This window comes from Nocardia alba NBRC 108234, assembly GCF_001612665.1.
GTDB lineage: Bacteria > Actinomycetota > Actinomycetes > Mycobacteriales > Mycobacteriaceae > Nocardia > Nocardia alba.
On sequence record NZ_BDAX01000028.1, the window covers coordinates 58,655 to 79,743 of the forward strand.

Sequence of the window (21,089 nt, forward strand, 5' to 3'; positions counted from 1 at the left end):
TGTGCGGTAGTCCTTTTCAACACGATCAGTGTGGAGCCACAGCGTGGACGGCGGCGAGCTCGCGCAGGCCGCTCGGGTACATCCGTCGACCGAGCACCAGCGCGGCGATGGCGAGAACCGACACCACCGGGGTGATCCGCAGCGCGTCCCGCAGGCCGAGGCTGTCGGCGAGCACGCCCACGACGAACGGGCCGAGCGCGAGCCCGAGCAGGCTGTTGGCGAGGGTGAGGGTGCCGAACGCCGAAGCACGGACCGAGGGGTGGGTGAGGTTGGCGACCATGGCGACGGTCGGTCCGGCCGAGCCGCCGGCGAAGAACGCGCCGATACCGAGCAGAATCAGTTGCGGCACACCGGTACTCAGACCGAACCCGATGCCGAGGGCGACGAGCGAGATCAGGCAGAACACGATCGCGGCGGTCCATTTACGCGCCATCTCCGAACGTCCGACCCGGTCGGTGATCACCCCGCACACCACCATGCCGGCGCCGACGAGCGTCACGATCACCGCCGCCAGCCCCGCGGCCCGGTCCGGCGCCAGCCCGTAGTAGCGGTTGAAGAAGCTCGGCATCCACGACAGGAGCACCGCGGCGGTGAACATCTGCAACCCGCTACCCACATAGGCGCACAGCACGGCCGGATTGGTGAACAGGGTCGAAATCGGCGCGCGGAAGGCAACATCGGGAGTCGGTTCGGCCGCGTATTCGGCGTTGCGCCGCTCCTTGACCACCACCGAGAACGCCACCGCCAGTACGAGCCCGAACAACGCCATCGTCGCGAACGACCACCGCCACCCCAGGTGCACGGCGATCACGCCGCCCGCGGCCACCCCGAACACCGATCCGAACGAACCACCCGCCATGAACGCGCCACTGAGCGCGGCATGCCTGCGCGCGGCGAACACGCTGAGCACCAACGCGATACCGACACTGCCGTAGGCGGCCTCGCCGACGCCGACGAAGAACCGCGCGGCCAGCATCTGCGGATAGTTGTCGGCCAGTGCGCACACCAGCGTCGCGATACTCCACACCACCGCCATCAGCACCAGGCTCTTGACCCGGCCCCACCGGTCGGCCAGTACTGACAGCGGCAGGGTGAGCAACCCGACCATCAGCGCGACCACGCTGCTCAACGACGCCAGCTGCGAATCCGACAGTGTCCATTCGGCTTTCAGAAACGGGAAGACCGCGCTCAATACTTGTCGGGACATGTAGTCGGCCAGTAGCAGGCCGAAGGCCAAGGCGAAGACCAGCCAGGGATAGTGGCGGCGGATGGTCGAGGAACGGCTCGGCGCCCGCGCGGGTTCCGCGGCGGTGGTGGTGAGGTCCATGGGTGCTCCTGCGAACCGGTGGACGTCGTCGCTGACGTCCACCGGGTGGTCGAGAAGGGGGAGGGAGGTCAGGAGTGGTGGGTGAACCCGACCTGGCCCGGCTTGCGGTTCGGGGCGAACCCGATCGCGGCGAGCGTCGCGTCGGCATCGGCATAACGCTCGTCGAGCTTGTAGATCTCGCGGGCTTCCTTGCCGGTGGCGACCTCACGGCCGAGCTCACCCGCGATCCGGACCAGCTGGCGCACCTGCTCGGCCGAGGTCATCTTCTCGCCCTTGCGGCCCCACAGGGTGTCCTCGTTGCCGCAGCGCGCGTGCAGACCCATGGCGATGGCCATCGTGTTCACCGGCAGCACGCTGCGCATCAGCGTCTCCAGCGTGAGCACGGCGCCGTCGGGAGTGCGACGGATGAACTCCATCATGTTGTAGGGATTGGGTCCGTCGAAACCACCGCCGATGCCGACCCAGGTGAGCATGAGCGGGCCGGTGTAGACCCCGCGCCGGATCAGCCGTTCCACGGTCTCCAGCTGCGGGATGCTCGACAGCTGGAAGTGCGGCTGAATACCGTTGGCCTGCAACCGCTTCAGGTGCTCGGCCACCCAGGTCGGGCCCGCCGGGACGAACATCTCGCGGTAGGCCTCGTACACCTCCGGGCGTTCGAAGGAGGTGCCCGCGATGTCGTCGGCGGTCATCAGCTCGACGATGTTCATCTGGCTGGTGTTGATCGCGATGGTGACCTGATCCGGCTTGGGATCGAGCTCGGCCAGCAGGTGGCGGGCGTCGTCGGTGAGCCATTTCGCGTCGGCGCCATCGCCTTCGGGTGAGAACGAGATCGAACCGCCCACCTGCAGGATCATGTCCGGCACCGCCTCACGCAGGCGACCGAGCAGTTCGTTGAACTTCGACAGCCGCTTGGAGCCCTTGCCGTCGAGTTCACGCACGTGGATATGCAGCACGGTGGCGCCGGCGTCGTAGCAGTCCACGGCCGCCTGCACGTGCTCGTCCATAGTCAGCGGCAGATCGTCGCGGAAGTCGTCGAGTTCCCATTCCGGGCCGTACGGCGCGACGGTGATCACCAGCTTTTCCTGGTTCTCGGGGAACAGCGCATCGTCGTGAAAATGCATGGGGGTACTCCGATCGGAATGCGGGGTTATCGAGAAAGGGAATGTCAGAAAGGACGGTCGCCGATGATCCCGGCGCGCTCCATCTTGCGGACGGCGGGCCAGTAGTCCTGCACCGCGTAATGCTGGGTGCACCGGTTGTCCCAGATCGCGAAGCTGTTCTCGGTCCAGCGCCAGCGCACCTGGTATTCGGGGATACTCGCTTGGCGCATCAGGTAATTGAGGAGTTCGCTCGCGCCCGGCGCGTAATCGGCGCCGAATCGAACGTTGTCCGGCGTGTGGTAATTCACCAGGTGCGTGGTGAAGGAATTGACGAACAGAATCTCCTCGCCGGTGTCCGGGTGGGTACGCACCACCGGGTGTTCGGCGTCGGGGAATCGCTCGTGCAGGTCGCGTCGTTTCTCCGGTGTCATCGCGGCGCCGAAACTCGCCTCGATGCTGTGCCGGGCGCGCAGCGACGCGATGCGCGATTTCACCGACCGCGGCAGCCGCCGGTACGCCTCGACCATGTTCACCCAGATGGTGTCGCCGCCGACGGGCGGCGTTTCCACGCAGCGCAGCACCGCGCCCATCGGCGGATCGACCCGCCAGGTGGCATCGCAGTGATAGGCGTTCTCGTAGTGCTCGGGCGCGCTGTCGAGGTCCTTGTAGATGCGGACCAGACCGGGATGATCGGGATCGCCGCCGAGGACCGGGTGGTCCTCGAGCGGGCCGAAACGTTCGGCCAGCGCGACGTGTTCGGCGCGGGTGATGTCCTGATCACGGACGAAGAGCACTTTGTGCCGCAGCAGCAGCGTGCGCAGTTCGGCGAACAGGGCGTCGTCGACGGCGACTTCGGCCAGGCTCACTCCGTGCAGTTCGGCACCGATGGTGGCGGTCAGCGGCACCGCGTGGATCGCGGTTCGAACGGTCATTGGCTTTTCCTTTCCGGTGGCCGCGTCAGATCGCGAAGACCGACGCGCCGACGCTGCGGCCCGCTTCGAGGTCGCGATGCGCCTGGACGGCGTCGGCGAGCTCGTAGCGCTGATTGATCTCGACCCGCAGGCGACCCGCGGTGAGGTGGTCGTGTAGTTCACCGGCCAGTTCGGCGCGTTCGGCCGGGTCGGCGATGTAGTCCGCGAGGGCGGGCCGGGTGACGAACAGCGAGCCCTTCACGGCCAGCTGCATCGGCTCGATCGGCGGCACCGGACCGGAGGCGGTGCCGAAGCACACGAGCAGACCGCGCCGGGCGAGGGAATCGATCGAGGACTGGTAGGTGGTTTTGCCGATGCTGTCGTAGACCACGGGAACACCGACGCCGTCGGTGATCTCACGAACCCGGGTCGCGACATCCTCGCGGGTGTAGACCACCACGTGCTCGCAGCCGTTGGCGCGCGCGACGGTTGCCTTCTCCTCGCTGGAGACGGTGCCGATCACGCTGACCCCGAGCAGCTTCGCCCACTGGGTGAAGAGCTGGCCGACGCCGCCCGCCGCCGCGTGCAGCAGCACTGTGTCGCCCGCGCGCAGAGGATGGATGCGGCGCAGCAGGTAGGCGGTGGTCAGGCCGCGCATGGTGGTCGCGGCCGCGGTGTCGAACGCGATGCCGGCGGGCAGGGCGATCAGATGCTCGGCGGGCATGATCCGTTCGGTGCTGTACGCGCCGAGCGGGCTGCCGGTGTAGGTGACACGATCACCGGCGGCGAAGTCGACGCCGGGGCCGACGGCTTCGATGACGCCCGCCCCTTCCACTCCGAGTCCCGCGGGCAACGCCGCCGGGTACAGGCCGGTGCGGAAATACGTGTCGGCGAAGTTGAGCCCGACCGCCTCGTGCCGGATCCGGACCTGGCCGGGCCCCGGCTCGCCGACCTCGATGGGCTCCCACCGCATCACCTCGGGACCACCGGTTTCAGCGAATCGAATTGCGTGTGCCACTGCCATCTCCTCCTCTGTGATGCAACTAACTGTAGGGTGGGTCACATCGAGATATTTGCCCTCACGGGACAGAAAACTATTCCTCTCGGGACATCAAGGAGGAGGGGTCGGATGAAACCCTTGTCCAGGTACGCGTCGCTGAACGACTACGTCGAACTGGCGCGCTCGCTCGGGCTCGAACCGGCCCGGCTGATCCGCGACTGCGGACTCGATCCCGCCGGCTTCGGCACGCAGGACCGCTGGATTCCGGCCGAGGCCGTCGCCGAACTACTCGAACGCTCCGCCGCCGAATCCGGCAGAGACGACTTCGGGGTGCGATTGGCGCAACTGCGCCGCTTCTCCAACCTCGGACCGTTGAGCCTGGTCATCCGCGAGGAACCGGATGTGCGCAGCGCGCTGCGGTTGCTGTCGCGCCACGAGCACATGTACAACGAGGCGCTGCATACCGAGGTCATCGAGGCGAACGGCATGGCGACCATCCGGGTGAACGTGGATGTCGGCCGAGCGGTTCCGGTCCGGCAGGCCGTCGAACTCACCACCGGCGTGCTGCACGGGCTGCTGCGTGGTTTCGCCGGACCCACCTGGCGGCCGATGCAGGTGTGCTTCTCGCGCCCCGCCCCGCGCGAGGCCGCCACCTACCTCAAGATGTTCGGACCACAGGTCGAGTTCGATCAGGATTTCGACGGAATCCTCACTTACAGTAGCGATCTCGATGCCGAGAACGCGATGGCCGACCCGCTCCTGCACGCCTACGCGCGGCAACTACTCGGTGCGATGACGCCCGCGCGGGAGGCCACCGTCGCCGACCGGGTCCGCCAACTCGTCGAGCTCCTGTTGCCGACCGGCCGATGCACCGTCGAACAGGTGGCGCGCAGTCTCGGCGTCGACCGGCGCACGGTGCATCGCAAGCTCGCCGAGGACGGCACGACATTCACCGCGATGGTCGACGACATCCGCGGCGCCCTGGCCGAGCGGATGGTGGCCAACCGCCGTCACTCCCTCACCGAGGTGGGCGATCTACTCGGCTTCTCCTCGGTGAGCAATTTCTCGCGGTGGTTCAGCGCCAGGTATGGGGTCAGCCCCCGGCAGTGGCGGGCCACGTCCACGCCGACGTCGGCCTAGCTCGCGGGCCAGCCGCCGTTGCGGTCTCGCATATCCGGCTCGTTGTCGTCGTCCCCGCCGACCAGGTGCTGGATACCGAGCTGTTCGGCGAACAGGTGGCGCTGGGTGATCCAGCCCAGAATCGACAGGCCCACCCAGACCAGGGTGGCGGTGACCTGCTGCCAGCCGGATTCGGGGTCGCGCAGCCACGACAGCGAGTCGCTGAACAGCGCGACGCCGGTGCACACCATGCTCGCGCCGCCGATCGAGGTCAACCACAGCAGTGCGCGAGCCCGGAACTTCTGTGCCAGGAACGCGCCCGACACACCCACCGCGAGCGCGACGATCATGCTCAGGGCGATGTTCTTGTCGCCGGGCTGCAACACCGTGGCGAGCTTGGTGCCGATCATCACGCCGGTGAGGCCGCCGATGAAATAGGAGGCGAACCGGAACACCAGCGAGGTGACCGCCCAGACCGACACCGCGCCGATCAGCGCGGCCAGCAACAGCCACCAGAAACTCGCGTTGAACAGGTCGGCGATCAGCCAGCCGAGACCGAATCCGATCGCGAGCAAGCCCAGGTGGACCGAACGGATCCCGTAGAAGCACAGCAGCGCTCCCACGAGGGCGACCAGAATGCCGTTCATCTGCGTTCCTTTCGGCAGGCGAGCACGATCATGGTCCGGACAGTGCGGCGGTGGCGGCGGCGACGGTGGGATAGATCGGGATCGGGACGTCACCGTGCTCGGCCGAGCCGAGGGCGTCACCGAACTGGGCGACCGGTCGCGCGATCGCGAACCCGATGCGCCGGGCGGCCAGCGCGTCACGCAGGGAGAGCAGCATCGTCGCGGCGGTCACGTCGACCGAGGGTGAGGTCTCGGCGTCGAGGACCACCATGCGGGTGCGGTCGGTGCACAGCCCTTGGATCTGGTCCTTCACATAGTCGGAGTTGGCGAAGAACAGGCCCGACTCGACCCGGACGACCAGCAGATCGGGGCGCGTCGCCGCGTCCGGGTGCCGGACGGCGGCCACCCACAGCGACCCCTGCTTACCGAGCGCGGCCACGTGCGGTTGCGAGGCCCGGTACACCAGCAGCAGCACCGACACGCCGATGCCGATGAGCAGGCCGGGCAGCGTATCGAAGACCAGCACGCCCAGCATCGCGGCCATCGCGGCGAGGAAATCGGCGCGTGCCGCCCTGCCGTAGATGGTGGCGAGCATGTGGGTCCAGACCCGGTAGAGGCGGCGCAGGGCGGCGATGTCGACCAGTTCGATCACGGCCGCGATCACGACCGCCGCCAAGGTGGCCTCCGGCAGTTTCTCGAACAACCCGGTCAGAAACAGCAGGGTGAGGACGGTGAGTCCGGCCACGACAAGCCCGCTGAGCTGGGTCTTGGCTCCGGCGCCGCCGTTGACCGCCGTCTTCGACAGACTGCCGTTGACGACCATCCCCGAACTCAGCCCCGAACCGAGATTGGCGACGCCGAGGCCGAGCAGCTCCCGATTCGGGTCGATGGGGTAGCCCGCCTTGGCCGCATAGGTTTTCGCGGCACCGAGCCCCTCGGCGAAACCGATCAGCAATACCCCCACAGCGGGTCCGAGTAGATCGAGGTAGTCGCCGAACGACACCCCAGACGGCAGGCCGAGCGTGGGCAGTCCCGAGTCGATATGACCGACGATCGCGACGCCCTTGTCGTCGAGTCCGAACACCGTCACGACCACGATGCCGAACCCCACCGCCACCAACGAACCAGGAACGAACGGCAACCAGCGGCGCAGTGCCAGCACCAGCGCGAGGCTGATCAGGCCGATTGTCACCGTGCGCCACTGCATCTGGCCCAGCTCCGTGATGATGTGCCATGCCTGCTCGAAGAAGTTGCCTTCGTGCTTGCCGACGCCGAGCAGCTTGGGCACCTGCCCGATGATGATCACCAGGGCGAGACCGACGATGAAGCCCTTCAGCACTGGTTCGGAGATGAACGCGGCGATGAAGCCGAGCCGGATGAGCCCCGCCAGCAAACCGACGAGTCCGGTCGCGATGGCGAGCGCGGCCGTCAACACGATGTAGCGGCCGTCGTCGGCGCCCGCGAGCGGGGTGATGATCGCCGCCGACAGTGCCGCTGTCGCCGACATCGGGCCGACCACGAGGTGTCGCGAACTGCCCGCCAGCGCGTAGAGCACCAGCGACGGCACCGCCGCGTACAGGCCGACCACCGGCGGCACCCCGGCGATCGACGCGTAGGCCAGCGCCTCGGGCACGAGCACCGCCCACACCGTGAGCCCGGCGATCACATCCGGGCGCAGCCATGCCCGCCGATAGCCGTGCAGTGACTCGAACACCGGTATCGACAGTGCCACGATTCCTCCTCGCTACAGCCCGCCGATACCCTTGCCGACGACCACGGCGCCCATGATCAACAGCACGATCGCCATCACGGCATGGTTGTTGAGCTGCAACCACTCCCGCAGACTGTCGAGCGTCGGACCGAGTTTGTCGGCCGCGAGCATGTACCCGACGACCACCGCCAGCACGCTGACCGAGGCGAGCAGGGTGAACACCACGATCGCGACCAGGTCCCCCGCCGCGCTCAGCCCGCCCGCGCCGATCGCGACACCCGCCGACACACACAGCAGCAGGTTCTTCGGATTGACGCCCGACAGCAGCGCGCCCAGCCCCAGTGCCTTCACCGGTGTGAGCGTGTCGATCGCTTTCATCCAGCCGGGCACCTCGGTCTGCGACCGTTCCTGCCACTGGATCACCGCCAAGACAACGAGCGCGACGCCGAGGATGATCTTCACGATCGAGGCGCCCGTCGACGGTGCGCTATCGGTGCCGCCCAGTATTCCGGCGAGCATCGTCATCACGCCGGTCACGACGAGGATTCCGGCCACCCACCCCACGGCGAAGCCCTTCGCGGCGCCGCCCGCGTTCTTCGACAGGATCATCAAGATCGCGGCGATGATCGGTATCGGCGAGACAGCCACACCCACCGCCAGTGGTAAGAGACCGCCGATTACTGAGCCCATGCCACGACGCTAAGCGGCCCGTTTCCGGCGCGCCTCACACTTTCCGGGTGAACTGCGCGCGGTATTTTCATCCGAATCGGGTGAAGCAGGCGGGCCATCGCCCACGGCATGATTCGGCCCATGGGATCACCAGCAACGCTCGGACCGGTCGAATTCCTTGTGCTCACCTTTCCCGGCACCGAGATCGACGAATCCGTGGCCGCGGAACTGGCCGAGATCATCGCGAAAGGCACGGTCACGCTGCTCGATCTGATCGTGCTGTCCATGGACGACGCGGGCGCCATCACCGAACGCGAGATCGACGACGACATCGCCGCGGTGGGGCTGACGGGTCTGACAGCGGCCGATATCGATCTGGTCAGCGACGACGACCTCGATGTCGTGCGCGCGTCGATGGCACCGGGGACGACCGCTGTCGTCATCGTCTTCGAGGAAACGTGGGCGCAGCGCCTGGCAGGCGCGGTGCGCGCCGCCGACGGCGAGGTCGCGCTGCACGTCCAGGTACCGCGCGATGCCATCGACGCCGCGCTCGCCCTCGCCTAGGAAGGAATCGATATGCCACTTCGCAGGGGTCGCGTCGGACGACCCGGACTGATCGGCACCATCGCCAGGACCGCGGTCGTCGCGGGCACCGCGACCGCCACCTCGAACGCGATGAACCGGCGCGGAGCGCAGCGGGCCGCCGAACAGCAGGCCTACGCCCAACAGCAGGCGCCGCCGCCACCGCCGCAGCAGGCTCCCCCGCCGCCGGTTGCTCCGAGTGCGGGCGGCGACACCGTCGCCCAGCTCGGCAAACTGGCCGAGCTACATTCCGCCGGCGCGCTCTCGGACGCCGAATTCGCGGCGGCGAAGGCCAAACTGCTCGGCTGAGCGCAGCGTTGCCCGACGCCCCCGACACTGTGTCGGGGGCGTCGCGCTGTGGTCACTCCGCTCGCGGCGGTAGCTCCGCGAGACCGAGCACCCGTTCGGTTTCAGCCGAGCAAGCTTGTGTCCGCCCATGTCACGGCCGCTGCTCGCGGTGGACCCGAACCTCGGCATCGGCGTAGGCGGCCAACGTCGACTCGCCCAGAGTGCTTGTCGCCGCGAAGAACTCGATGTGTATGCCCTGCGCATGCAGCAGGTCGTCGGTCCAGACGTCGCGAATTCGTGGATCGACGCCGCTGAGGTAGAGCCGGCCGCCGAGCGCGTCCAGCCGACGGGCATAGTCGCCGAGCACGTGCAGGAAGGTCGCGCTCACGCTCGTGCGCCCGCGCAGTCGCAGGATGACGACCGGGTCGTGCGCGCCGTCGGGGTCGGGCAGCTTCGCTTGCAGCGTGCGCGCGCCCGCGTAGAACAGGCTGCCGTACACATCCAGGATCACGATCTCGTTGTCGGACAGCGCGGTCGGCGCTTTCGCCTCGACGAGCTGGTCGCCGTGCACCCGCAGCCGCACTACCTTCAGGTCGATGGCCTCCTGGTTCAGCTGCAACAGCAGCGACAACCCGACGCCGACCCCGACCGCCGCCGTCACCGGCAACAGCAGAGTGGCGACGAAGGTCACCACCAGCGCGGTCCGTGAGATCGCGCCGCTGCTCCAGATGGCGACGAGGCGGTCCGGATCGATCGAACGTGCCGCGGCGACCATCAGAATCGCGGCCAGGGTGGGCAACGGTACCCGGCCGACCACGCCCGCCAGCGCGACCAGGATCACCAGAATCCAGATCCCGGACCACATTCCGCCCCAGCGACCGCGAGCACCGGAGGACTGGTTGATCGCCGTCTGTCCCACCGAACCACCCACCGGCATTCCACGGAACAGCCCGGCGAAGATATTGCCGATGCCCTGGGCGGTGAAATCACGATCGACCGAGCTCCGCGCACCACCGGGGTTGGGCGCCGACTCCGCCACCCCGGCGCCCTGCACCAGCACGATCAGCGTCACCGCCAACGCCCCGGCGACCAACGGCACCGACAGCGAGCTCAATTCGGGCAGGTGCGGCAACGGGATCCCGGTCGGGATGTCGCCCGTGTCGGCGACCGTGCCGATGTTGGTCCAGCCGAGAACGAGCACGACGACCATCGGCACGAGCAGGGCGAACAGCGCGGCGACCGTGCGCAGCCGCGTGTGGGCCAGCCCGAGCAGCAGTGCCACCGCGAGCAACCCGACGACAGCGGCCCGCCAGTCGAAGTCCAGCGGGTGCAGCACCACGTGCAGCGCCTTCGCCACCGCGGTCGACCCTCGGACCGGCGCGCCGAGCAGACTCGGCAACTGGCCGAACAGGATATTGAAGGAGATACCGAGCAGGAACCCGGTCATCACCGAATGCGAGACGAACCGGGTGTACTTGCCCAGCCGCAGGACCGCGGCGACGATCATCATCGCGCCCGCGATCAGCGTCAACAAGACGATGGCCCCCGACCGTTGATCGGGGTCGACGTCGGTCAGGGTCGAACCCACCGCCAGCGCGGACGCGCTCGTCGTGGTGACCACCATCAACTGGGTGCTGGTGCCGACTCCGCCGAAGAATCGCCCGGCCATGCTCGCGTACAGCCCGTGCACCGGACTCACCCCCGCGAGTACCCCCGAGGCCATCCCGTCCGGCACCCCGCCGATCGCGCCCGGAATCCCGGCGACGACATCGGCTTTCGACATGCGCTCGGTCGCGATCCAACGTCGCACCCGACGCACTACCTCAGCCACCGGTCCGCCGCACTGTCGGCATCACGCCCATCGCAGCCCCTTCGACGGCGGACCGGTGAATCAGGGGGTCACTATCGCGAAGTCGGGGTCGGGGGCATCGAGGTAGCCGACCAGTTCGGCCAGCTTCGCCGGGTCACCCTCGACGCTCACGCGGCCGTCGCCGATCATCTTCGCCAGATCCTGGCCGCCGAGCAGTGCCGCGCGCAGGTCCGCTTCGGTGAGTGCGAACGTCGTCTGCGCGGGCGGAAGTTCACCCTCGACATCGAAGTGCACGAGCAGCCCGTTGCGCAGCGCGGTGCGGTGCACCGTGCTGGAATCGGTGATGCGCCAGTCGATGACGATCTTCGCGTCCCACGCGCGCGGGCCGTCGATGCGTAGCGCGATCGCGTCGAACACCTGCTCTACGGAGAGCTCGGCGGAGATATCGGCCGAGGAGGTCGCTATCGGGGTACCGACATTGCCGTTGCGCAATTCGTAGGCGCCCATCAGGAAGAAGTTGCGCCAGGTGCCGTTCTCCGCGCCGTAGCCGAGCTGTTCGAGCGTGTCGGCCTGCAGCGCTTTGGCCTCGGCATTGTCGGGGTCGGCGAAGATGACGTAGTTGAGCACCTGGGTGACCCAACGGAAGTCGCCGTCGGCGTAGGACTTTCGGGCCTTGGCGATGACTTCGTCGGCGCCGCCCATGAATTCGACATGGCGTCGGGCGCTCGCGACCGGCGGATGCTGCCACAGCGTGGCGGGATTGCCGTCGAACCAGCCCATGTACCGCTGGTAGATCGCTTTGATGTTGTGGCTCACCGACCCGTAGTAACCGTGGGTGGACCACGCGTTCACGACGGCCGGCGGCAGGGGCAGGTCCTCGGCGATCTCGATGCCGGTGGCGCCCTGGTTCAATGCCCGCAACGTCTGGTCGTGGAGGTAGCCGTAGAGGTCGCGCTGGACCGAGAGGAACTCGGTGAGCCGGTCGGTTCCCCAGGTCGGCCAGTGGTGCGAGGCGAAGATGACATCGGTGCGGGCGGCGTAGCGGTTGATCGCCTGGGTGAGATATTTGGCCCACACGTGCGGATCGCGTACCAGCGCGCCGCGCAGGGTCAGCAGATTGTGCAGGGTGTGGGTGGCGTTCTCGGCCATGCACAGCGCGCGCCGATCGGGGAAGTAGAAGTTCATCTCCGAGGGCGCCTCCGTGCCCGGCGTCATCTGGAATTCGATATTCACCCCGTCCACCGTCACGGTCTGCCCGGTGTGGTCGATGTAGACCGTCGGCGAGAGCAGGGTCGGGGTACCGACCGAAGTCGTCGGCCCGAGGCCCGCGCCCACCGCGCCCTTCGGGCCACGCGGGAGTGCGGCGCCGTACATGTACGCCGCCCGGCGCGCCATCGCGGTGCCCGCGTACACGTTCTCCTCGACCGCGTGCTCGGTGAAACCGACCGGCGCGATGATCGGGCAGCGCCCCGCCGCGACATCTTCCTCGGTTGTCACGCCCTTCACTCCGCCGAAGTGGTCGATATGGGAGTGCGAGTAGATCACCCCGACCACCGGGCGGTCACCGCGATGCTCGCGGTACAGCGCGATCCCGGCGGCGGCGGTTTCCTGTGAGATCAGCGGGTCGATCACGATCACGCCGGCGTCACCTTCGACCAGCGTCATATTGGACAGATCGAATGCGCGGATCTGGAAGATGCCGTCGGTGACCTCGTACAGTCCTTGCTTCACGCACAGTTGCGATTGCCGCCACAGACTCGGATTCACCGTGGGCGGGCACTCGCCGTCGAGGAAGGAGTAGGCGTCGATGTCCCACACCACCTCGCCCGCGGCGTTCTTCACCACGCCCGGCGTCAGCGCCGCGACGAATCCCCGCTCGGCATCGGTGAAATCCTGTGTGTCACCGAACGGTAGCGTGCGCAACAACGCCTCGTTGTTGGCTTCGACGCTGGCCGAGGCACCCTGCTGACTGGTCACCAGATCCTGTCCCTATCTGTGAGCGACGCCGGATTGCGTGAGTGTTCGCGATATTCAGGCGAGGGCTTTGGCCTTGATCTGCTGGAACTCTGCCTCGGTGATGGCTCCCGCGTCGAGCAACTTCTTCCCGTCGGCGATCTGGGTGGTGGAATTGGTGCCCGCGGTCTGCCTGATGTACGCGTCGGCCTCCGAGCGGGCCTGCTTCTGCGCTTCGAGGGTTCGTTCCGCCATGCCGCTGCCGCGGAAGATCAGATACACCAGGCCGGTGATCAGCGGGAAGAAGATCAAGCAGATCACCCACACCGCCTTGATCCAGCCCGAGGTGGACCGATCGCGGAAGAGATCGGTGAGCAGGTAGAACATCAACATCAGGTAGGCGACGAAGCAGAAGCTCACGATGATGATCCAGAGAACATCCCACACTGACGACATGATTCGACCCTCGCTTCTGTGCTGCGTGACTACCGGCCGGCGGTCACGGTTCCATCCATGCCGCCATCGTCGCGAATCCCCCGGGCCGCGCACATCATCCGAATCGGGTGAATCCGCCAGGGCAACCCCCGCTCGACTTCACCCGTAGCGGGGGATTCCGATCCCGCCCCACGGCCCTACCGTCGAATCCATGACGATCACCTCGCACCCCGTCCGGCAGAGTCTCGCGACGGGCATCACCATGCTCGCGGTGATCATGCTCCTGGTGTCGGGCACGCTGAGCATCTTGCGCGGGATCGCCGACCTCACCGAGGACGACGTGATCCTGATCCCGAACGAATACAGCTACCAGCTCGACGTCACCGGCTGGGGCTGGATCCACCTGGCGTTGGGCGTGCTCCTCGTAGCCGTCGCCATCGGGATGATTCTGACCGCGACCTGGGCTCGCGTCGTCACCGCCGGCTTGGCCGCCGTCTCGATCATCGCCAATTTCGCATCCCTGCCGTACTGCCCGTGGTGGTCGGTGATCATCATCGGCATCGACCTGGCCGTCATCTGGGCCGTCTCCAGCTGGAACCCCCCACCGAGCCTGAGTATGCGGGCCGCCCCCGAACCCGAGATGGCTATCACTTAGTGGCGGTGATCTGGGTCAAGACACAGCGCCATCGGCCGTCGGTATGGACGAAGGCGTCGCTGGTCCATTCGTCGGCGTCGAATCGAACGCCTCGGTAGTGGGCGGTATTGGTGACGCGGGTCGTCAGGAGGGCGAGCGCGCCGTGGTACCGGATTCTCGGCTCGCCGACGCGTTCCATCGCCGAGTGGGTGAGCTCGCCCGCTCGCACGAGGGCCAGGAACCGCTCGGCGGTGGTGATGCCGTTCTCGGAGACCATGACCCACTCGTCTGCCATGTACGCGCCGATCCGGTCCGCGTCGTTGGCGACGATCGCCACCTGCCACTCGTCGAGAACGGCCAGTAACTGCTCGTCTGCCGCGCGCCCTGGGGAAGTTCGTGTTGTCGCCATGCGGCCAACGCTAAGGCGGGCGCTGTCCGTGGGTCTTGGACGAATGGAACGAGCCGCCCTGACCGGCGATGCGGCCGTGCCTGTTTCGGCGGCCGCATCGCCGTGTCGCTACGGCGTCACGACCGCGAAGTTCGGGTCGGGGGCGTCCAGGAGGCCGAACAGTCGCGCGAGCACGCCGGGGTCGCCGCTGTGGTCGATCCCGTCCAGGCCCTTACCCGCGAGGATGGCGAGCAGTTGCGGTTTGGTGAGAGTGACGGTCAGGTCGATGTCGGCCTTGGACCGTGGGTCGGGCGTCTGGATGAGCACACCGTTGGACAGGGTGAGGCGCACGACCGAGTCCTGGTCGGTGAAGTGCCATTCGATTCGGAACGAATCCTTCGCCGCGCGTGGACCGTTCACGCGGATGGCGATCGAGTCGAACAGCTGATCCACCGACAGCGCCGCCGCCATCCCGCCACCGAGATCGAGCGGGGTGGATTGGACGCCGTGCCTGAGTTCGTTGTCGCCGGTGAGGTAGAAGCAGCGCCAAGTGGCGTTCTCCGCGCCGAAGCCGAGTTGTCGATAGGTCTGGGCGAGTGCGTCTTTCGCGGCCTTGTTGTCGGGCTCGGCGAACACGGCGTGGGTGAGCAGTTCGGCGGCGAAGCGCAGATCGCCGGACTCGGCGTAGGCCCGCCCCTTCTCGAGCACCGCGTCGACGCCGCCGATGGTCTCGACGTAGCGAACCGCTTTCGCCGTGCGTGGATGCTCCCAGAGCGAGGTCGGGTGCCCGTCGAACCACCCCAGATAGCGCTGGTAGACCGCCTTGACGTTGTGGCTCACCGACCCGTAATAGCCACGGGCGCTCCACGCGTCGGCCAGGTTCGGCGACAACTCGAACTGCTCGGCGATCTCCGGGCCGTTGAGTCCCTGGTTCATCATCCGCAGGGTCTGGTCGTGCAGGTACATGTACAGATCGCGCTGCAACGACAGGAATTCGACGATGTTCTCGGTTCCCCAGGTGGGCCAGTGGTGCGAGGCGAACGCGACATCGGCGTCGACGGCGAACATCTCCATCGCCTCGTCGATGTAGCGCGACCAGATCCGTGGATCGCGCACCTGGGCGCCACGCAGGGTCAGCAGGTTGTGCAGATTGTGGGTCGCGTTCTCGGCGAGACAAAGGGCGCGGTGACGGGGAAAGTAGAAGTTCATCTCGGCGGGCGCTTCGGTGCCCGGCGTCATCTGGAAGACGATCGCAACGCCGTCGACGGTCTCCTGCTGGCCGGTGTGCGTGATGTCGACGGTGGGCGGGATCAGGCCGAAGGTGCCGTGGGAGGCCTGGATACCCAGCCCGGTGCTGCACTGTCCTTCGGGTCCCGGCGTCATCCCGATGCCGTACATGTAGGTGCCGCGCCGGGTCATCGCGACGCCCGCGTAGACATTCTCCGAGACGGCCTCCGCCATGAAACCGGCGGGCGCGAGAATCGGCACCTCGCCGCGGCCGTCGGGCAGCACGCCGTCGACGCCGCCGAAATGGTCACCGTGGGAGTGGGTGTAGATGACGCCGGTCACCGGTCGATCGCCGCGTTCCTCGCGATACAGCGCCAACCCGGCGGCCGCGCACTCGGCCGAGATGAGCGGATCGATCACGATGATGCCGGTGTCGCCCTCGACGATCGTCATGTTGGAGATGTCGAAGCCACGGATCTGGTAGATGCCGTCCACGACCTTGTAGAGACCGTTCTTCACACAGAGCTGGGCCTGCCGGAACAGACTCGGATTGACCGTCTCCGGGCACGGCCCGTCGAGGAATCCGTACCCGCTGGTGTCGAACACGACCGTGCCGTCGGCCTTGGCGATCCGCATGGGCGTCAGGGTCTTGATGAATCCGCGATCGGCGTTCTCGAAATCGGTGCGATCTTCGTAGTCCAATGCCATCGCGAATCAGCTCCTCAGCTCGGTCGACGCGTCGGCTCGATGCTCGGCGTCGCCGCTACTCGCCGCCTCACCCATCGCGGATGAAATGGGCAGCGTCCCGGCTGCTGAGGTGCCGGGCTCGTCGGCTGCGGGTCTGCCCGACGTTCGAGAATTCCCGCAGCCGACCTACACCGCTACAGGTTGACGCCGAAATCGCGGGCGATGCCCTCCAGGCCGGAGGCGTAGCCCTGGCCGGTGGCGCGGAACTTCCACTCGGCGCCGTTGCGGTACAGCTCGCCGAAGACCATGGCGGTTTCGGTGGACGCGTCCTCGGAGAGGTCGTAGCGCGCCAGTTCCTCGCCGTTGCTGCGATCGAGAACGCGGATGTAGGCGTTGCGCACCTGGCCGAAGGACTGGTTGCGGGTGGCCGCGTCGTAGATCGAGACGGGGAACACGATGGAGTCGATCGTGGCCGGGGTGTTGGCGAGGTCGACGTTGATCGTCTCGTCGTCGCCGTCGCCCGCGCCGGTGGTGTTGTCACCCGCGTGCTCGATCGCGCCCTCGGGCGACTTCAGGTTGTTGAAGAAGACGAAGTGCCCGCTCGACACCACCTTCTTGTCGGCGCCGAGGCCGATGGCGCTGGCATCGAGGTCGAAGTCCGTGCCGGTGGTGGTGCGCAGATCCCAGCCGAGGCCGACCGCGACGGCGGTGAGGTTCGGCGCCGCCTTGGTCAGTGAGACATTGCCGCCCTTGGACAAGCTGACACCCATATCGAATTTCCCCTCGATCATCGCGGCACCATGCGCGCCGACGCCCACACCCTAGCGGTCGACTCTGAACGTTTGCTGTGATCAATCCTGTTCGGCGGCACCCGTTTCCACGGGCATCCGGTCGGCTCCCCAACTGCGGCGCAGATAGCCGATCACCCGGTCCAGCTCCGCGCGCTCGACGGCGGCCAGCTCCCCCGGCTCCAGCGGATCGAAATGGAAGATGTAGAGCCGCGAGGCGAATTGCTCGAAGGGCAGCGACGCTTCGCCGAAACGCTCACCGTGTCCGGCGGTTCCGACGACGACCCCGTCGCCCCAGTCCTGGCCGCTGTCGTTGTTCGGGTTGTAGAAGTACACCCGCATCACCTCCTGCGGGTCGAGACTGACCCGCAGCACGGTGATGGCGTGCCAGCCGACGAAGCGAGCCGCGCTGTCGGTGACAGCGATACCGGCGGGCTGCGGATGGATCACCGGCTGGTTGCCGTTGTAGAAGGGGTGGTATCCGGCGTAGAAGTGGCGCAGGAATTCGTCGAGGTCGGTCAGCTGACCGGTGGCCACGTCGACATTGATCCGGAAGCCGCGCCCCGACCACCAGCCGTGGAACTCCGGGTTGATCCAGCGGTGCGGATCGCCGTCGCGGCCGACACAGCGCCGTCCCATCTCGGCGTAGATCCGGTCCAGGTGCGGCACCACCAGCAGCGACACCGGGTCCAGGTCGGTGTGCAGCGCGGACGTTTGCGCGTCGGCGCTCGCGCGCGAGGAGATCGGCTGCCCCTCGAAGTGCATCACGACCTCGTCGTCGCGCGCGGCCCACGCCAGCGTCTGCAGGAGATAGTCGGGGTCGTTGTAGGCCCACATCGACAGCGCCCGCGCCGATTGGCAGGTGGGATTGTCGCCCTGCCCGATGCCCAGCGGCAGGCCGAGCACCGACAGCATCCCCGACAGCAGCCACGCTCGCGGTTGCGGCGTCGGCCCGAACACCTGGGTCAGCCGTTGGCACGAGTCCGGTGAAAGCCGCAGTGCCAGCTGGCGCCACAGCGCGGGCGCGACCGGCGGCTGGTAGAGGATGCCGCGTTCGAGCAGCAGGGTGAGTCCGTAGACGCACTGCGCGGTTTCGACGTGGACAGCCTGCTCGATCAGGCTGTGGACGAGTTCGTGATAGCAGAGCAGGCTGTCGCGGCCGGTACTGGACAGGCCCATCGCCTCACCGAGGAGGTACGCGCCCTTGGTGAGCAGAAAGCGCAGCAGCACAGCGTGATACGGCGAGACCAGCCCGGTGTCGTGCATGGAACGCGCGAATCCCGTTGCCTCGTACTGCAACGTGCTGTCGTCCATCGATTCCAGCCGTGCGCGGTAGATCTCGACCCCGGGGTCTTCTCTACTTCCCTCGGTGGTTCCGTAGAGACTGCTGATCAGCCGGTCGGCGCCGAGACCGCTGGCGCCGAGATCCACGTCGGGATTCGCCCGGGCGACGGCGATCTGGGTGATCATCCGCTTGACCCCCTCGACCTGGATGGGCCGCTGCCGCAGGATGCGCCAGATCTCGTCGACGAGGTTTTCCAGCACCTTCTCGTACCCGATCTCGGCGACCAGGTAGTGCAGCAGTTCGCGCGAGACCTGGGCCATCCGCCCCTGCTGTTCTCGCTCGGCCTCGGTGGGCGGGGAGAACAGCAGCGACAGATTCACCGCGAGTACCTGCGACAGATGATCGTCGGCCTGCTCGGCCGAGATCAGCGCGTGCGGGTACTCGCCCCTGGCGACCGCGAGCAACCGCAGGTTGCTCACCACCTCCACCACCACGGTGTCGGCGTTGGCGCTGCGCAACGAGCCGGTGCTCAACGCCGGGATGAGGATCTGCGGTTGCGCCCAATCCGTACCGAGGAAAAGGCCCGCGGTCTCCAGCTTCTCGGCGCGGGCGCGCACCGCCGCGCAACCGCCCGGCAGCGACAGTACCCGGCGCAGCGAGTCCAGCACCCTCGGCAGTTTGACCTGCTTACCGAAATCGCCCGCGTCCGCGAGGGACCGGGTGGCGTGGTCCACCGTGGCGAGGCGCCGATCCAAGCTCGCCGGGTCGTGGCCGTCCGGACTCAATCGCCGATCCCTTCACACCGCCGCCATGGCGACCGATCACACATAGAAGTCGAGTTCTTCTTGTCGTTTCAACAGATCCCGCAGCGTGTACGGGTCGGCACCGAAGAAATAGAGCAGACCCCAGTGATTACCGAATGCGGTTCGCTTGGTGACCTTTTCGGCCTGCGGCGCGGTGAGCTCGTGGGTTTCGAAGTAATCGTGATCCTCGGTCTCGGGCGGCACCGACAGCCTGCTCACCACCCGCCGACGCGGATACACCCCGAAGCATCCCGCGTGGCCGGTGGCATCCACCACTTCCTTCGGGAAGAACGCGTCGAGCTCCTCGTCGGTGGTCTTCGGGTCGAACGCCAGCACCAACGCGTGGTAGGCGTTGAAACCGTAGGTCCGTTCCAGCAGCTCGAACACCTTGAAACCCGGTGGGCGGTAGGCGACCTCGCCGAAATACATTTCCCCGTCGCTGGTGACGAAGTACTCGGGATGGATGAAGCCGAACTCGATGTCGAAGGTCTTGATCAGCTTCTCGACCTGCCGCGTGATCTCGGGCCGATACTTCTCCAGTTCCGGTGTCGCGGGCACGAACACCGAATATCCCAGCGTCACATACTCCGAGATGTTCAGGAAGCGGATGCGACCGTTGTGCACCCAGGCCTCGACCGCGAACTCCCAGCCGTCCAGATGCGACTCCATCAGCATCGGGAACTCGTCGTCGGGGATCGAGTCCACCTCGTCGGGTGTCCGGATGATCCGGTGGCCGAGGCAGCCCGCCTTGTCGAACGCCTTGAGGTGAATCGGGTCGTTGGGGTCGCCGTCGAGTTTCAGCAGGGTTTGATTGACGCGCTTCAGGAATCGGATCACGTCATCGCGTTCGTGCGCCTCTTCGAAAATACCGACCCGGATACCGCCGAGCTGCGCGCGCCGCTTCATCAACGACTTGTCTCGCAGCAGCATCGACTGCCCGAGCAGTCGCGGATTGTCGAGCAGGACGGAGTTGATCGCGCCCGCCCATTCCACTGTTTCCTCGAAGATCGGGATAGCGACGTCGACGCCCTTTTCCTTCAGGGTCTCGGCGATCTCCATCGAACGATCGTTGAGCCGCTCGAAATCCCAGGGGATATAGGGAATATCGTGCTCGACGCAATAGTCTTGCGCCCATTCCGGCGCGACGACAATGTATCGGCGGTCGAACCGGTCAATCGCCTCGACCGCGTTCAAACTCCATCCGAGGAGCGCTACATAGCCTTTGTTCGGGTTTCGACTTTTCGATTCGTCAGCTGAAATCGACAAACCTTTTCCCTTCTCGAAACGCACAGCCCGGAAACCGGGAGGCTGAGATGAATCCCGGCGGGACCGCCACTTCCATGGGATACCCGAGGGTTCGGTGACCAACCATGACGAAGCTGTGACCGAGCGGCTCCTGACCGGGCGCGACGAACACCTCCAGCACGACTACGCTCAGGCGATGCCCGGTCCCGAGACCCTTCCGCCGCCACGCAACGGTGCCGGCCTCACGTCGCTGGTGCTCGGCATCGTCGCGTGCGCGGTCTCGTTCATTCCCGTCGTCAGCGAGTTCGTCGCGGCCCCGGCCGGCATCGGGGCCGTGGCCGCCGCGTTCATCGGCTGGGACCGGATCGAGAACGGCGTGGCCACCAATCGCGCCGACACCATCGCGGGCGGCATCCTCGGCGCGATCGCACTGGCGGTCACCGCCCTGGTCTATCTCGCGACCCACTCGGGCTGACGCGCGAAAACTGTCGCGGTGCACGT

20 protein-coding genes are annotated in these 21,089 nt (G+C 66.9%); 5 read left to right on the forward strand and 15 right to left on the reverse strand.

What is annotated here, in order from left to right; genetic code table 11:
* Positions 1-25: 25 nt before the first annotated feature.
* The 4 genes from NA12_RS26520 to NA12_RS26535 all read right to left on the reverse strand — a co-directional run bounded on the left by NA12_RS26520 (position 26) and on the right by NA12_RS26535 (position 4,356).
* Positions 26-1,327, reverse strand: coding sequence for an MFS transporter (locus tag NA12_RS26520; RefSeq protein WP_067457210.1), 1,302 nt, complete (start codon positions 1,325-1,327; stop codon positions 26-28).
* A 68-nt stretch (positions 1,328-1,395) separates the two neighbouring features.
* On the reverse strand, positions 1,396-2,448 hold the full coding sequence (locus NA12_RS26525) for a beta-keto acid cleavage family enzyme (RefSeq protein ID WP_067457053.1): 1,053 nt from the start codon (positions 2,446-2,448) through the stop codon (positions 1,396-1,398).
* Between the two features lie 44 nt (positions 2,449-2,492).
* A complete protein-coding gene (locus NA12_RS26530; protein ID WP_067457057.1) occupies positions 2,493-3,359 on the reverse strand; it encodes a TauD/TfdA dioxygenase family protein in 867 nt (288 codons plus the stop codon).
* A 25-nt stretch (positions 3,360-3,384) separates the two neighbouring features.
* Positions 3,385-4,356: a quinone oxidoreductase family protein gene (locus NA12_RS26535; protein ID WP_067457213.1), complete on the reverse strand. Its 972-nt coding sequence runs from the start codon at positions 4,354-4,356 to the stop codon at positions 3,385-3,387.
* Positions 4,357-4,467: 111 nt separating this feature from the next.
* Between NA12_RS26535 and NA12_RS26540 the strand changes: the two genes are divergently transcribed.
* On the forward strand, positions 4,468-5,478 hold the full coding sequence (locus NA12_RS26540; protein ID WP_067457060.1) for an AraC family transcriptional regulator: 1,011 nt from the start codon (positions 4,468-4,470) through the stop codon (positions 5,476-5,478).
* Here NA12_RS26540 and NA12_RS26545 read toward each other — a convergent pair.
* Genes NA12_RS26545 through NA12_RS26555 form a run of 3 tightly spaced genes read right to left on the reverse strand, consistent with a single transcriptional unit; the run spans position 5,475 to position 8,484 of the window.
* The gene (locus tag NA12_RS26545; RefSeq protein ID WP_067457063.1) at positions 5,475-6,104 is read right to left on the reverse strand and encodes an ABC-2 transporter permease; all 630 of its coding nucleotides are present in this window, start codon (positions 6,102-6,104) and stop codon (positions 5,475-5,477) included. The two genes, NA12_RS26540 and NA12_RS26545, sit on opposite strands and share 4 nt — an antisense overlap.
* A gap of 28 nt (positions 6,105-6,132) precedes the next feature.
* Entirely contained in the window at positions 6,133-7,815 is a 1,683-nt protein-coding gene (locus NA12_RS26550) for a SulP family inorganic anion transporter (protein WP_243655090.1), read from the reverse strand.
* Positions 7,816-7,827: 12 nt separating this feature from the next.
* Positions 7,828-8,484, reverse strand: coding sequence for a GAP family protein (locus NA12_RS26555; protein ID WP_067457069.1), 657 nt, complete (start codon positions 8,482-8,484; stop codon positions 7,828-7,830).
* A 120-nt stretch (positions 8,485-8,604) separates the two neighbouring features.
* Here NA12_RS26555 and NA12_RS26560 point away from each other — a divergent pair, with 120 nt between their 5' ends.
* Positions 8,605-9,027, forward strand: a complete 423-nt coding sequence (locus tag NA12_RS26560; protein WP_067457072.1) for a DUF6325 family protein — start codon at positions 8,605-8,607, stop codon at positions 9,025-9,027.
* Positions 9,028-9,039: 12 nt separating this feature from the next.
* Entirely contained in the window at positions 9,040-9,354 is a 315-nt protein-coding gene (locus NA12_RS26565; protein ID WP_067457075.1) for an SHOCT domain-containing protein, read from the forward strand.
* Positions 9,355-9,484: 130 nt separating this feature from the next.
* On the opposite strand, the gene NA12_RS26570 is transcribed toward NA12_RS26565, so the two are convergent.
* Genes NA12_RS26570 through NA12_RS26580 form a run of 3 tightly spaced genes read right to left on the reverse strand, consistent with a single transcriptional unit; the run spans position 9,485 to position 13,552 of the window.
* Positions 9,485-11,164: a SulP family inorganic anion transporter gene (locus NA12_RS26570; protein ID WP_255284101.1), complete on the reverse strand. Its 1,680-nt coding sequence runs from the start codon at positions 11,162-11,164 to the stop codon at positions 9,485-9,487.
* A gap of 60 nt (positions 11,165-11,224) precedes the next feature.
* Entirely contained in the window at positions 11,225-13,120 is a 1,896-nt protein-coding gene (locus NA12_RS26575; protein WP_067457078.1) for an alkyl/aryl-sulfatase, read from the reverse strand.
* A 54-nt stretch (positions 13,121-13,174) separates the two neighbouring features.
* Positions 13,175-13,552, reverse strand: coding sequence for an SHOCT domain-containing protein (locus NA12_RS26580; protein ID WP_067457081.1), 378 nt, complete (start codon positions 13,550-13,552; stop codon positions 13,175-13,177).
* A gap of 190 nt (positions 13,553-13,742) precedes the next feature.
* On the opposite strand from NA12_RS26580, the gene NA12_RS26585 reads away from it, so the two are divergent.
* A complete protein-coding gene (locus NA12_RS26585) occupies positions 13,743-14,186 on the forward strand; it encodes a DUF7144 family membrane protein (protein ID WP_067457084.1) in 444 nt (147 codons plus the stop codon).
* Here the strand turns inward: NA12_RS26585 and NA12_RS26590 are convergent.
* The 5 genes from NA12_RS26590 to NA12_RS26610 all read right to left on the reverse strand — a co-directional run bounded on the left by NA12_RS26590 (position 14,179) and on the right by NA12_RS26610 (position 20,402).
* Positions 14,179-14,574 (reverse strand): nuclear transport factor 2 family protein, encoded by a 396-nt coding sequence (locus tag NA12_RS26590; RefSeq protein ID WP_067457087.1) that lies wholly within the window; start codon positions 14,572-14,574, stop codon positions 14,179-14,181. The two genes, NA12_RS26585 and NA12_RS26590, sit on opposite strands and share 8 nt — an antisense overlap.
* Positions 14,575-14,682: 108 nt before the next feature.
* Positions 14,683-16,488: an alkyl/aryl-sulfatase gene (locus tag NA12_RS26595; protein ID WP_067457090.1), complete on the reverse strand. Its 1,806-nt coding sequence runs from the start codon at positions 16,486-16,488 to the stop codon at positions 14,683-14,685.
* 173 nt (positions 16,489-16,661) lie between these two features.
* On the reverse strand, positions 16,662-17,237 hold the full coding sequence (locus NA12_RS26600) for a TerD family protein (protein ID WP_067457219.1): 576 nt from the start codon (positions 17,235-17,237) through the stop codon (positions 16,662-16,664).
* An 81-nt stretch (positions 17,238-17,318) separates the two neighbouring features.
* Positions 17,319-19,325 (reverse strand): hypothetical protein, encoded by a 2,007-nt coding sequence (locus tag NA12_RS26605; protein ID WP_067457092.1) that lies wholly within the window; start codon positions 19,323-19,325, stop codon positions 17,319-17,321.
* 36 nt (positions 19,326-19,361) lie between these two features.
* Positions 19,362-20,402 carry an ATP-grasp domain-containing protein gene (locus NA12_RS26610; RefSeq protein WP_243655109.1) on the reverse strand — a complete coding sequence of 347 codons (1,041 nt, stop codon included), beginning with the start codon at positions 20,400-20,402 and terminating at the stop codon, positions 19,362-19,364.
* 322 nt (positions 20,403-20,724) lie between these two features.
* Between NA12_RS26610 and NA12_RS26615 the strand changes: the two genes are divergently transcribed.
* On the forward strand, positions 20,725-21,063 hold the full coding sequence (locus NA12_RS26615) for a hypothetical protein (RefSeq protein ID WP_084473120.1): 339 nt from the start codon (positions 20,725-20,727) through the stop codon (positions 21,061-21,063).
* Positions 21,064-21,089: the final 26 nt, after the last annotated feature.